Annotated in this window: 12 protein-coding genes; 5 read left to right on the top strand and 7 right to left on the bottom strand. The window is 71.5% G+C overall.

Annotation, left to right across the window (positions count from 1 at the left end; translation table 11 throughout):
- Window positions 1-23: 23 nt before the first annotated feature.
- Together ABZ342_RS48150 and ABZ342_RS48145 are read left to right on the top strand one after the other, a co-directional pair.
- Window positions 24-1,097 (top strand): uroporphyrinogen-III synthase, encoded by a 1,074-nt coding sequence (locus ABZ342_RS48150; protein WP_360488612.1) that lies wholly within the window; start codon window positions 24-26, stop codon window positions 1,095-1,097.
- A gap of 176 nt (window positions 1,098-1,273) precedes the next feature.
- The gene (locus ABZ342_RS48145; protein WP_360488609.1) at window positions 1,274-2,485 is read left to right on the top strand and encodes a hypothetical protein; all 1,212 of its coding nucleotides are present in this window, start codon (window positions 1,274-1,276) and stop codon (window positions 2,483-2,485) included.
- A 12-nt stretch (window positions 2,486-2,497) separates the two neighbouring features.
- Here ABZ342_RS48145 and ABZ342_RS48140 read toward each other — a convergent pair whose 3' ends face one another.
- Window positions 2,498-3,595, bottom strand: a complete 1,098-nt coding sequence (locus ABZ342_RS48140) for a crosslink repair DNA glycosylase YcaQ family protein (protein WP_360488606.1) — start codon at window positions 3,593-3,595, stop codon at window positions 2,498-2,500.
- Between the two features lie 9 nt (window positions 3,596-3,604).
- On the bottom strand, window positions 3,605-4,000 hold the full coding sequence (locus ABZ342_RS48135; protein WP_360488603.1) for a DUF3224 domain-containing protein: 396 nt from the start codon (window positions 3,998-4,000) through the stop codon (window positions 3,605-3,607).
- Between the two features lie 62 nt (window positions 4,001-4,062).
- On the opposite strand from ABZ342_RS48135, the gene ABZ342_RS48130 reads away from it, so the two are divergent.
- Both ABZ342_RS48130 and ABZ342_RS48125 read left to right on the top strand, forming a co-directional pair.
- Window positions 4,063-5,031: a YafY family protein gene (locus ABZ342_RS48130; protein WP_360488600.1), complete on the top strand. Its 969-nt coding sequence runs from the start codon at window positions 4,063-4,065 to the stop codon at window positions 5,029-5,031.
- On the top strand, window positions 5,024-5,857 hold the full coding sequence (locus tag ABZ342_RS48125; protein WP_360488597.1) for a uroporphyrinogen-III synthase: 834 nt from the start codon (window positions 5,024-5,026) through the stop codon (window positions 5,855-5,857). Before ABZ342_RS48130 ends, ABZ342_RS48125 begins: the two co-directional genes overlap by 8 nt.
- Here the strand turns inward: ABZ342_RS48125 and ABZ342_RS48120 are convergent.
- The 5 genes from ABZ342_RS48120 to ABZ342_RS48100 all read right to left on the bottom strand — a co-directional run bounded on the left by ABZ342_RS48120 (window position 5,820) and on the right by ABZ342_RS48100 (window position 8,658).
- A complete protein-coding gene (locus ABZ342_RS48120) occupies window positions 5,820-6,632 on the bottom strand; it encodes a DUF899 family protein (RefSeq protein ID WP_360488595.1) in 813 nt (270 codons plus the stop codon). The two genes, ABZ342_RS48125 and ABZ342_RS48120, sit on opposite strands and share 38 nt — an antisense overlap.
- The gene (locus tag ABZ342_RS48115; protein WP_360488593.1) at window positions 6,632-6,952 is read right to left on the bottom strand and encodes a metalloregulator ArsR/SmtB family transcription factor; all 321 of its coding nucleotides are present in this window, start codon (window positions 6,950-6,952) and stop codon (window positions 6,632-6,634) included. Before ABZ342_RS48115 ends, ABZ342_RS48120 begins: the two co-directional genes overlap by 1 nt.
- On the bottom strand, window positions 6,952-7,377 hold the full coding sequence (locus ABZ342_RS48110; RefSeq protein ID WP_360488590.1) for an SRPBCC domain-containing protein: 426 nt from the start codon (window positions 7,375-7,377) through the stop codon (window positions 6,952-6,954). Before ABZ342_RS48110 ends, ABZ342_RS48115 begins: the two co-directional genes overlap by 1 nt.
- A 71-nt stretch (window positions 7,378-7,448) precedes the next feature.
- Window positions 7,449-8,306: a siderophore-interacting protein gene (locus ABZ342_RS48105; protein ID WP_360488587.1), complete on the bottom strand. Its 858-nt coding sequence runs from the start codon at window positions 8,304-8,306 to the stop codon at window positions 7,449-7,451.
- Between the two features lie 28 nt (window positions 8,307-8,334).
- Window positions 8,335-8,658 (bottom strand): MGMT family protein, encoded by a 324-nt coding sequence (locus ABZ342_RS48100; protein WP_360488584.1) that lies wholly within the window; start codon window positions 8,656-8,658, stop codon window positions 8,335-8,337.
- Between the two features lie 172 nt (window positions 8,659-8,830).
- Here ABZ342_RS48100 and ABZ342_RS48095 point away from each other — a divergent pair, with 172 nt between their 5' ends.
- Window positions 8,831-12,004: an ATP-dependent DNA helicase gene (locus ABZ342_RS48095; RefSeq protein WP_360488614.1), complete on the top strand. Its 3,174-nt coding sequence runs from the start codon at window positions 8,831-8,833 to the stop codon at window positions 12,002-12,004.
- Window positions 12,005-12,123 lie beyond the last annotated feature (119 nt).

Here is a 12,123-nt window from a genome sequence, read left to right as displayed (position 1 = left end):
TGTGACCACCACGGGCGTTTGCCGTGGCTCAGACCCGGTACGGGCCGTGGTTCCCCGAGCTCGGCGCGCTGCTGGTGCGCAAGGGGGCCGGCGTCCGCTACGGCCCGGCGATCCGGATCGTGCCGCTGACCGACGACACGGAGCTGCGCGCGGCGACGTCGGCGCTGCTGGAGTCGCATGTGGACGCCGTGGTGGCGACGACGGGCATCGGCTTCCGCGGCTGGCTGGAGGCGGCCGAGGGCTGGGGTCTGGGTGACGCTCTGCTGTCGCGGCTCTCGTCGTCTTCACTGCTGGCCCGCGGGCCGAAGGTGACCGGGGCGATTCGCGCGGCGGGGCTCTCGGAGTCGTACTCGCCGGCGTCGGAGAGCAACGCGGAGCTGTTGCAGCACCTGCTTTCCGCGGACGTTGCCGGCAAGCGGATCGCGGTGCAGCTGCACGGCGAGCCGCTGCCGTACTTCGTGGACGCCCTGCGCGCGGCCGGGGCGGAGGTCATCGAGGTCTCGGTGTACCGCTGGGTCGGGCCGGTCGACCCCGGCCCGGTGGACCGGTTGCTGGACGGGGTGCTGGACGGGTCGATCCACGCGCTGCCGTTCACGAGCGCCCCGGCGGTGGCCTCGCTGGTCGCGCTGGCGCGCCGCACGGGCCGGTTGCCGGGGTTGATCTCGGCGTTGTCGGGCCCGTGCGTCGCGGCGTGCGTCGGGCCGATCACGGCGGGTCCGCTGGCGGCGCTCGGCGTGCCGACGGTGCAGCCGCACCGGGCCCGGCTCGGCGCGCTGGCGCGGACGGTGTCGGAGACGCTCCTGGCGCGTTCACCCCGGTTTTCGGCGGGCGGGCTGTCGATCGAGCTGCGCGGCCAGTCGGCGGTGGTGGACGGCGAATGGCGCGAGGTGGCACCGGCACCGATGGCGTTGCTGCGGGCGTTGGCGGCTTCGCCGGGGCGGGTGGTGTCCCGGCGCGAGCTGATTTCGGCGTTGCCGGGAGGCGGCGAGGAGCACGCGGTGGAGACGGCGATCGGCCGGCTGCGCACGTCGCTGGGTGGCGGGAAGGTCGTGCAGACGGTGGTGAAGCGCGGCTACCGGCTGGCGGTGGATGCCTGAGCGCTCAGTCGCTCAGTGCCTGGCGGGCCTGCGTCAGCTGTAATGTTCTCGGTCGTCCCAACGACTGATTCGGCTGACGGAAGGAGTGGGTCGTGAAAATAAACTCTCGCGGTATCCTGCTTTCGCTTGCCGATCGTCGGTTGTCGAGGAGTCTGGCTCCGGGACAGTTTGAAATAGTGCTGCTCTACTCGATACTGATGGAACCTCAGGTGGTGATTCCGGATATCTTCTTCTTCAACTCGCCGGTCATCAGCGCGCATATCGGCAGAGCTCACCATGAATACTCATTGCTCGAAGAAGCGATTCGCCAGGAGATCGTCATTCCCGCGATTCGGGAAAAAGCTGACTCATTCGTCGAGGTCGAAGCGTATCTCCGACGGGACGGTATCTACGGGATGCTTGCCCCCGAGGAGAGTGGCTACCTGGCTGAGCGCCTTACCAATGTGACCAAGCGCGTCAATTTGGGCTTCCTCTGGCCCGAGCGCATGGCTTCGAGCTACGCGACCATACTCGTGGATGTCCTGCAGCGGGAAACCTCGCCTCAGGGAGTCGATGACGTGCTGTGGGAGAAGACGGCCGGGTTCCGCACCGAGAGCCTCGATCGTGCCATCGAGTCCGACGCTGGAAGACCCGGTGGATACGGCGTTCGTCGTGCCTCGGTCATCTTGAGTGTCGCGGCGGACATCGGCGTGCTCCGTGACCCGCACGAGACACCATCGGAACACGAGATCGTGGATCGCTACCGATCGATGACGAAGGACGTCGCGCCGTTGGTCAAGTTCTTCGACTGGCTGGACGAGTTGTACTTCGCGAACCAAGCGCTCCGGTTCGGGGTACGGCCGACCACGGCATCGTCGGGAGCGAGTGCGGTTTCGCTGGTTTCCGAGGCGGTCGCCCGGCATCGGGACGAACCCGGTGCCTCGCGAAGCGAGGAGGTGCTCGAAATGACCGTCGAGTTGCCTTCGTCCGGCTTCCTTGCGAAGCTTTCTCCGCGCAAGCTCCTGGACTGGAGAGAGTTCGGAGTTGAGTGGTACGCCGCCGCGAGTGCCTTTGTCAGAACGCCGAACGCCCAGGCCAGGTGGCGGGCCGAGCGTGCGCTGGAAGAGTTCGCGCGCAAGCTCAATACCGAGGCGAACGCGTACGACCGGGAGCTCGTCCAGACTCGGATCGTCGCACGCGTGGCCGACTCGCGGGTGGTCGGCCAGCTTCTCGAGATTGCCAAGTTTGCGAGTTCCGGTGTTCCGTTCCACTCCTTCGCTCAGGTCTTCCGCAGCGGCTATGTCGCCATGCAGCAACGGAAGACGCAGATTAGCGAGCCTTTGCCCGTTCGTGTAGCGCCGGGAAGCGTGTCGAGATTCGTGTCTTTCGACAGGGGGAAGACGCCTTGATGCAAGGTGGTGTCAAACCGTCCAGGTGACCGTGTGCTTCTCGAACCCCCGCGCCGCGGCCACCCGTGCCGCTTCCGCCTCGGCCTCGTCGCGGACGGCCGGGCGCAGCGGGTCGAACGCCGTCACCGTGAACGCCAGCTTCGCGCCGCTGCCCTTGGTCCGCCAAGTGCCCGCGATGTCGCCGTCCGCCAGCAGGACTCCCGGGTTGCCCAGCATCTTCCAGACTTCCTTGCGCCGCGCCGGATCCGGGACCAGCAACGTCTTGTCGCGGGCCTGGATGAACGGATCCCACGGCGGCAGCAGCCGCACGACGTCCGGCTCCGGTGGGTTTTCCAAAGCCGCCGAGCGCGAAGCGGGCAGGTACCGTTTCTTGCCCTCGACCTGCACCTCGGCCAGGTCGTCCGGCCAGGTCTTGTCCACCACCGCGCGCGCCGTCCCGACGAACTCGGCGGCCTCACCCGGCGACGCCGGGCCGTTGAGCCGCAGGTACGACTCGACCACCGACGTCGCCGCGGCGACGTCGGGTGTCTTGCGCAGCCGGCCACGGCCCTCGAGTGGCGCCAGCGTGGCCGCGGGAGCCCCGGCCACCAGGCGGACACCGGCGTGCGGTGCCGCGATGCGCATCAGCTGCTCCTGGATGTGTGTCGCGTTGCAGCCGCGGCACCAGCGGGAGAACTCCGGCGGGAGCTTCTTCGTCACCGCCGTCGAGACCGCGCCCTTCGTCATCGGGCCCTTGACCACGGCGCGGAGGGCCGCGGCCGCCGTGAAGACCACGTCGGCCGCCGCCAGGCCGGTCGCCGCCAGCTCCTTGCGCTGCCACAGCATCCGGGCCAGCGCGTCCGCGTCGTCCAGGGGCACCAGCGCGCGCGTCACCTCGGCCAGGTCCAGGTGGTAGTGCGGCGCGCCCCGCAACGTCCACGCGAGCACGAGCCGCGGATCGTCCACCGGGGACACGGGCTCGGCGAGCCGGGCCACCAGGGCGAGCAGCGCGGTGTCGCGCATGCTGTCCTGCAGCCCGGCCCGCACGACCGCGAGGCCGGTGACGTCCTTCGCGGTGCGGTGCAGCCCGTGCTCGGCGATGCGGTAGGCGAGTACCTGGCGACGGTCCACGTGCGACTCCTAGAGCGTGTACTCGAAGGTGTACCCCATTTTCTCCTCACCCATCGCGCCGCCGACGGTGCCGCTCCCGGTGAGGCCCGCCAGCTCGCCGGTGCCCGAGCCCGGCACGACGTCGAAGGTGGACGCGATGCCCTGGGCGTCGAACGTGAACTCGTGCTTCACGATGAACGTCCCTTCGCGACCGTCGACCTTGCCCGCGAAGCGCTCGAAGCTCGGCGACGTCGTCGTGCCGCTCTCGTAACCTTCGCCGGCGTAGTACAGCAGGAGGTCGCAGACCGATTCACCCTCGATGACGCCGTCGTACGCCATCGAGGCGTGCGCGTACGCCACCCGCGGGCCACCGTCCGTTCCGCTGACGATGTTCTCTTCCCAGTTCTTCATGGTGAATGCGTTCATGGAGACCACTCTGCCGGGCATACCTGTCAGCTTGTGTCAGGTATTTCTGCCAGAATCGGACCATGCGCGCCAGCCGGCTCCTCTCCGTCCTCCTGCTGTTGCAGAACCGCGGCCGGATGACGGCCGAAGAGCTGGCCGAGGAGCTCGAGGTCTCGGTCCGCACGGTCTACCGGGACATCGACGCGCTGTCGGCGTCCGGTGTCCCGGTGTACGCCGACCGCGGCCGGACCGGCGGGTACCGCCTGGTCGACGGCTACCGCACCCGCCTGACCGGGATGACCGAGGAGGAGGCCCAGTCGCTGTCGCTGGCCGGATTGCCGGTGGCGGCCGCCGAGCTGGGCCTCGGCACCGTCCTCGCGGCGGCCCAGCTCAAGCTGTACGCGGCGCTGCCGCAGGAGCTGCGCGACCGCGCCGGGCGGGTCGCCGAGCGGTTCTACCTGGACGTCCCCGGCTGGCACCGGGGCATCGAAAGCCTGCCGGCCCTGTCCGCGATCGCCGACGCCGTGTGGTCGTCGCACCGGATCCGGATCCGCTACGAGCGGTGGGGCCAGCGGGTCGTCGAGCGCGACGTCGAGCCGCTGGGGCTGATCCTCAAGGCGGGCAACTGGTACCTCGCCGCCCGTTGCGAGGGCACCGACCGCACCTACCGGATTTCGCGCGTGCTGGAGCTGGCCGACCTGGGGGAGGAGTTCGAGCGGCCCGCCGGGTTCGACCTCGCGACGTACTGGCAGGAGTGGTCCGAACAGTTCGAACGCCGGATGTTCCCGCGGGTGGCCGTGGTGCGGTTGTCGCCGCGGGCGCAGGCTCTCGTACCGTTCTACGCGGGGTCGGTCGGCGCCCGTGCCCTGCGGGACTGCCGGAACGAACCGGACGCGGAGGGCTGGCTCACCGTGGAGCTGCCGGTGGAGCCGGGCGAACCGGCCATCGGCGAGCTGCTGCGGTTCGGGCCGCACCTGGAGGTCGTCGAGCCGGCGGACCTCCGGGCCGAGCTGGCGCGGGCGATCGAGGAGATGGGCGCGATCTATGGGTGAGCTGAGCGGGATCGCGATCGGAGTCACGGCCGAGCGGCGAGCCGAGGAGTTCATCGGCGCGCTCGAACGGTACGGCGCCGAGGTCCACCACGCGCCGACGATCACCATCGTGCCCCTGGACAGCGACCCGGAGCTGCGCGCGGGCACCGAGTCCGTGCTGGCGTCGCCGGTGGGGTTCACGGTGGTCACGACGGGCGCGGGCTTCCGCGGCTGGCTGGCGGCGGCCGAGGACTGGGGCCTGCGCGACCGCCTGGTGACGGCGCTGGGTGCGTCCCGGATCTACGCACGCGGCCCGAAGGCCGTCGGCGCGGTGCGCGGTGCCGGGCTGCGGGAGGCGTATTCGGCTGCCTCGGAGAGCAACGCGGAGCTGTTCGGGACGCTCGCGGCGGCCGGGATCGACGGCGCGCGGGTGGCGGTCCAGCTGCACGGGACGCCGCTGCCGGAGCACACGGCGTCACTGGTGACGGCGGGGGCGACGCTGGTCGAGCTGCAGCCGTACCGGTGGTATTCGCCACCGGACGTCACGCCGGTGCACGACCTGATCGACGCGGCCGTGGCCGGCGAGCTGGGAGCACTGACGTTCACGAGCGCCCCGGCGGCGGCGAACTTCCTGACCTTGGCCCGCTCCTACGGACGGTACGACGAGCTGCTCGCGGCGATGCGCGGGCCGTTGGTGTGCGCGTGCGTGGGCCCGGTGACGGCGGCGCCGCTCGAGGCGGTGGGCGTCGAGACGCTGCGGCCGGAGCGCCAGAGGCTCGGCGCCCTGGTGAAACTGCTGGTCACGACCCTCAGTGGCATCGGTGGGCCGCCGGAGACCCGGTCGTAGCGCCGAGGTCGTCGTCGCGGCCGGCGGCCAGGCGGGGCCACTGGGCGATGGGGCGCCCGTTCGACTCCGCCAGTGGCGGCCACCCGGGCGCGCCGGCTTCGGTGCGGACGTTCGTGCACTCCTGCGGCCACCCCTCCGGCGAGTCCTCCCAGGACTCCTGGCGGCCGAACACCGTGAGGTCCATCAGTGCGTAGCTGTAGTCCATCGCTTCCACACCACGGCGTTTCGTCCAGTACGTCTCGAACACGCGGTCACCGTCGCGCAGGTAGCAGACCAGGTGGAACAACCCGGCCTCGCGCCCGACGAGCAGCTCCTCCAGGGACGGCTGTGCCGAGTACCAAGGCACCGGCCAGTCCATGAACGCCCGGTAGCGCAAAGCCTCGTCGTACGACGTCCGCGCGCCGGCGGGCTCGACGCTGACGTTGCGGCCCTGCGAGAACACCGCGTAAGTGATGTCCCGCGAATGCAGGTTGGCGAGCTCCGCGACCTGGTTGGCGTAGAACGTGCAGCCTTCGCACTGCTCGGCCGCCGGCCGCCCCGGGTTCCACATGAAGTAGTACGCGATGAGCTGGCGGCGGCCTTCGAACGCGTCGAGCAGGGTGACCGGACCGTCCGGGCCGAGCAGCTCGAGCGTCGCGTCCACCTCGACCGCCGGCAGGCGCCGCCGGGCCGCGGCGATCGCGTCGCCCTCGCGGGTGTGAGCCTTTTCCCTGGCGCGCAAGCGGTCCAGCTCGGTTCGGAAGCTTTCGCGGTCGACGATCTCGGGTGTGGTCATCAGGACTCCTCGGCGATGCGCTTGATCTTCGCCAGCCGGCGGTCCCAGTCGGCGGCGAGCGCGGCCATCCAGCGGGCCGTCTCGTCGAGCGCCTCGGGACGGACGCCGTACCGGACTTCGCGGCCGATCTTGACGCTGCTCACCAGTCCGGCCGCGTCGAGGACGGTGAGGTGCTTGACGATCGCCTGGCGCGACACGGGCAGCCCGCCCGCCAGGGTCGTCGCCGTGGCCTGGCCGTGGGCGGCCAGCAGGTCCAGGAGCCGGCGGCGGGTCGGCTCGGCCAGGGCGGCCAGGACGCCGTCGACGACGTCGTGGTCCATCAGCCGGCTCGGGCGGCCAGCGCGGGAAGGCACTGCTCCCAGCCCGCGGTGTGGTCCTTGACGACGTTGGCGCGGTTCTCGTCGGACGTGGGTAGGGCGGCGAACCCGCTCTCGACGACGCGCAGGCGGGTGCCGTCGCCGTCGGGGGTCAGGGTGAACTCGACCAGTGTCGAGTTGTCCTCGCGCAGCTCCTCGCCGGGGAACGCGCTCACCCAGCGGTAGGCCAGGTAGCGCGGCGGGTCGACCTTCTCCACGCGCAGCGGGAACTCGCCGTGCTCCGAGTGCCGGACGACCAGGGGCTGCCCCTCCTCGGCCAGGGTGCCCCGGACAGTTTCGTCGTCGGTCGCCCAGAACCCGGGCTCGGCGACCAGCGGCCACACCTTCCCGGGTGGGGCGGCGATCAGGATTTCCCGTTCGATGGTCATCGCCGGACTCCTCTCTCGTGCAACTCAAGGGTTGCACAAGCGAAGTGGTCATGCAACCTCAAGGTTGCACTTCAGTCCTCGTCCGGCGGCACCTCGCCCGCATCAGCCGCGCGGACCGCTTCCCGGCTCGCCGCCTCTTCGCTGATCCCCGCGCGCCAGTAGCCGGTGAAGCAGATCCGCCGCTTGTCGACTTCGCGCTCGCGCACCAGGTGACGCCGCACCAGCTTCACGACGCCCGCTTCGCCCGACACCCACGCGTACGGCGCTCCGCCGGGGAAAGTCGCCGTACGCACCGCTTCCAGCAACGCTTGTCCCAGCGGCCGCGAGCCGCGAAGCAGCCAGTGGACTTCGACCGCTCCGCGCGTCTCGAACGTCTGACGCTCTTCGCGCTCCGAAACCTCGATGTACGCCGAAGCGCGCGTGCCGGCCGGGAGCTGCTCGATGATCGCGCCGATCGCCGGCAACGCCGTTTCGTCGCCGACGAGCAGCTGCCAGTCGGCCTCGGCGGGCAGGTCGTACAGGCCGTACGGTCCGGTGAACGTGACGCGGTCGCCCGGTGTCACGCGAGACGCCCAGGCCGAAGCCGGGCCGGTGTCGCCGTGCAGCACGAAGTCGACGTCGATCTCCGCCGCGGCCGGCCGGTGCGCCCGCACGGTGTAGGTGCGCATCGGCGGGCGGACGGCGTCCGGCATCGCCAGGTACGTGCGGTACCAGGACAGGACGTCGGAGCCGGTCTCCGGCAGCTCGGGTTCTTCCTGGCCGGGCCGCGGGAAGAAGACCTTGACGTACTGGTCGGGCGCCCCGGCCGGGACTTCGCGGAAGCTCGCCGCCTCGAACGTCACGCGCACCATGTGCGGTGTCACCGGCCGGACCGCGGTCACCCGGGCTCGGTGGTACGTCAGGGCCGGTCGCTCCACCTGCGTCGTCATTAGGCGAGGCTAACCTAAATATCAGTGATCAGAACAGTCCCTCCTCACCGGGATCTTCGTCACCGCCGGGCTTCCAGCGGTACTTGCGCAGGTCGACGCGCTGGCCGTCGGCCAGGACGCCCTCCGCGCGCAGCCGCATCAGCTGGTCGTGGACCAGGTGCGGCGCCGGTGTCCCGTTCGCGCGCAGGATCCGGTGCCACGGCAGGTCGTGCCCGTCCTCGGCCAGGATGGCGCCGACCATCCGCGGTGAGGGCGCGCCGGAGAGCGCCGCGATGTCGCCGTACGTCGCGACCGTGCCGGCCGGCACCGACTCGATGATTTCCCGCACGCGCTCGTGCAGAACGTCGTCCATGCCCCCACTCTGCCGGAGGGGTACGACACTTTCGGTGGCCACCCGGCGCACGCTCCGGCACCTTCATCGCACGCAGCCCCGTTAAGGCGTGCCGGTGCCGCACCCACTACTCCGGTCGTGGTTCCATCGCTGGGTGAACGCTAGGCGAACGGCGCAGGCGGACGCGCGCCTGGTGCGCCCGCCGATCGCCGACGCACCCTCCTTCACCTGGGACGAAGGCGCCCGGCGGGTGCTCTCCGCACCCGGGGGTTTCCGCCGCGTGCTCGGCGGCCCCGGCACCGGCAAGACGGCGCTGCTCGCCTCGGCCGCCACCCGCCGCATCGCCGAGGGCGCCGACCCGGAGAGCGTGCTGGTGCTCACGACGTCGCGCAAGGCCGCCGACGCGCTGCGCGCCGACATCACGCGCCGCCTCACCGCCGACCCCGACCAGGCGCGGCCGCTGCCCCGGACCGTCCGCGAACCGCTCGTCCGCACGGTCCACTCGTACGCCTACTCGCTGCTGCGGTTGGAAGCGATGGCCGAGGAACTCCCGCCGCCGCGCCTGCTCTCCGGTGCCGAGCAGGACGTCGTCGTCCGCGAGCTGCTCGCCGGCGACCTCGACGAGGAAGCCGGGTACTGGCCCGAGCAGCTGCGGCCGGCGCTAATCGTCCCCGGCTTCGCCGAAGAGCTGCGCGACCTGCTCATGCGGGCCGCCGAGCGCGGGCTCGGCCCGGAGGACCTCGCCGAGCTGGGCCGCCGCCGCGGGCGTGAGGAGTGGATCGCCGCCGGGCAGTTCTGGGCGCAGTACGAAGAAGTCACGCAGCTGCAGGGCGCGGGCGGCAACGCGCTGGGCGTGGCGAGCGCGCCCGCCCTCGACGCCGCCGAGCTGGTCACCTCCGCGCTGCTCGCCCTGGAAGACGACGACGAGCTGCGCGAACGTGAGCGCACCCGGGTGCGGCACCTCTTCGTCGACGACGCCCACCACCTCGACCCGCTGCAGACCGGGCTCGTCCGGATGATCGGGCACACCGCGGCCGAGTTCGTCGTCGCCGGCGACCCCGACCAGAACGTGTTCTCCTTCCGCGGTGCCGACGCGAGCCTGTTCGCCGACGCCGACCCGGACGGCAGCCGGACCGTCACGCTCACGACGTCGCACCGGCTGGCCCCGGCCGTCCGGCTGGCGGTGGCGAAGATCGGCGCGACGCTGCCCGGGGCGTCGCGGCACCGCAAGATCGTCCCGCCCGCGGGTGCTTCCGGGGGGAACGTGCGGGTGCGCGTGATGCCGACGCCCGCCGCCGAGGCGAGCTGGATCGCCGACCAGCTCCGCCGCGCGCACCTCGTCGACGGCGTGCCGTGGTCGGAGATCGCGGTGCTCGTCCGGTCGCCGGCCCGGACTTTCCTGGTGCTGCAACGCGCTTTGCGCGCGGCCGGCGTCCCGATCGGGTCGGCGACCGAGGAGCTGCCGCTGGCCCGCCAGCCCGCGGTGCGGCCGTTGCTGGCCGTGCTGAAGCTCGCGCCGTCGCCCGAGCTGCTCGACATCGACCTCGCCGAGATGCTGCTGTCGTCGTCGCTCGGCGGCGCGGATCCGCTGGCGCTGCGGCGGCTGCGCCGCGGTCTGCGACGGCTGGAACTGGCCGGCGGCGGACAGCGCTCGAGTGACGAACTGCTCGTGGAAGCGTTGCGTGGTGGGGACATCCTCGTCGGGCTGGCCGACGCCGAGGCCGAACCGGTGCGGCGCGTCGGCGGGCTGTTGCGCCTCACACACCAGGCTGTCGCCCGCGGCGACGGCGTCGAGCAGGTCGTGTGGCAGCTGTGGCGGGAAAGCGGGCTGCAGGACAAGCTGCTGAAGCAGGTCGAACGCGGCGGATCGCTGGGGGCGCAGGCCGACCGCGACCTCGACGCCGTCGTCGCGCTGTTCGACGCGGCCGGGCGGTACGTCGACCGGCTGCCGCGCGCGAGTGTCGCGTCCTTCGCGGACTATCTTGGTGCACAACAGATCGCGGGAGACACGCTCGCGCCGGCGGCCGTGCCGTCGGACGGGGTTTCGCTGCTGACCGCGCACGCCGCCGCCGGTCGCGAGTGGACGGTCGTCGCCGTCGCCGGCGTCCAGGAAGGGGCATGGCCGGACCTGCGGCTGCGCGGATCCGTGCTGGGCGTGGAACGGCTGAAGGACCTGATGTCCGGAGTGGACGACGACGCCGTCTCCGCGACCGCGCCGATCCTCGCCGAGGAGCGGCGCCTGTTCTACCTCGCGATGAGCCGGGCGAAGCGGACTCTGCTGGTCACCGCGGTGTCCGGAGAGGACGAACAGCCGTCCCGCTTCCTCGACGACCTCGAAGAGAACGGCGCCGACGACGGCGGTCTCGACTCGCGGATGAAGCCGCCCGGCCGGTCGCTGGTGCTGGCCGAGCTGGTGGGGGAGCTGCGCGAGGTCGTCTGCGACGACAAGGCCGAGCCCGCGCGACGGCGTCGTGCCGCGAAGCAGCTGGCGCGGCTGGCCGAGGCCAAGGTGCCGGGCGCGCACCCGTCGACGTGGTACGGCCTGCTCCCGGCGTCGACCGACGAGCCGGTGCACCGCCCCGGCGACCTGATCCGGATCTCACCATCCACAGTGGAAATCCTGACGAAGTGCCCGCTGCGGTGGATGATCGAGCGCCACGGCGGGAGCGACCCGGCGCAGCTGGCCGCGGTGACCGGGACGCTGGTGCACGGGCTGGCGGAGTCCGTCGCGTCCGGTAAGACCGACGCCGAGCTGCAGGCCGCCTTGGACGAGGCTTGGGTGCGCGTCGACGCGGGCGCACCGTGGTTTTCCCGGCGTGAGCGGCGGCGCGTCGAGCAGATGCTGCAGAACTTCGTGACGTGGCTGGAGCGCAGCCGCGCCGAGCTCAAGGCGGCGGGTGTCGAGCAGGACATCGAGGTCGAGCTGCCGGCCGGGGGCGAGGACGAGGTCCGGGTGCTGCTGCGCGGGCGGGTCGACCGGGTCGAGCTGGACGCCGAGGGCCGCCCGGTGATCGTCGACATCAAGACCGGCAAGGTCCCGGTGTCCGGAAAGGACGCGGAGGAGCACCCGCAGCTGGCGGCGTACCAGCTGGCGGTGCTGCTGGGCGCGATCAAGGGCAGCAACGAGCCCGGCGGCGCGCGGCTGGTGTACGTGGCGAAGGCGAACAACAAGACGGGGGCGACGGAGCGGTCCCAGCCCCCGCTCGACGAGGTGGGCGGCAAGCAGTGGCTGGAGCTGGTCCGCGACGCGGCGGCCTCGGCGGCGGGGCCGGACTACCAGGCCCAGGAGAACCCGGACTGCGACCGCTGTCCCGCGCGCGGGTGCTGCCCGCTGCGGCCCGAGGGCAGGCAGGTGCCGGGCCCGTGACCCGTCGCGAAGACGTCGTGAGTGGGAAACAGTGTTCTGACCCTGCCCGGCCGTCATCTCGGTCGCCGCCGAGGCCATCTTCGCCTACGTCGACGAGCTGTGCGCCACCGCGATCGAGG

It is taken from the genome of Amycolatopsis sp. NPDC005961, assembly GCF_040629235.1.
GTDB lineage: Bacteria > Actinomycetota > Actinomycetes > Mycobacteriales > Pseudonocardiaceae > Amycolatopsis > Amycolatopsis camponoti.
The sequence above is the reverse complement of the archived record's forward strand: the minus strand, read 5'-3'. Positions and strand labels throughout refer to the sequence as shown.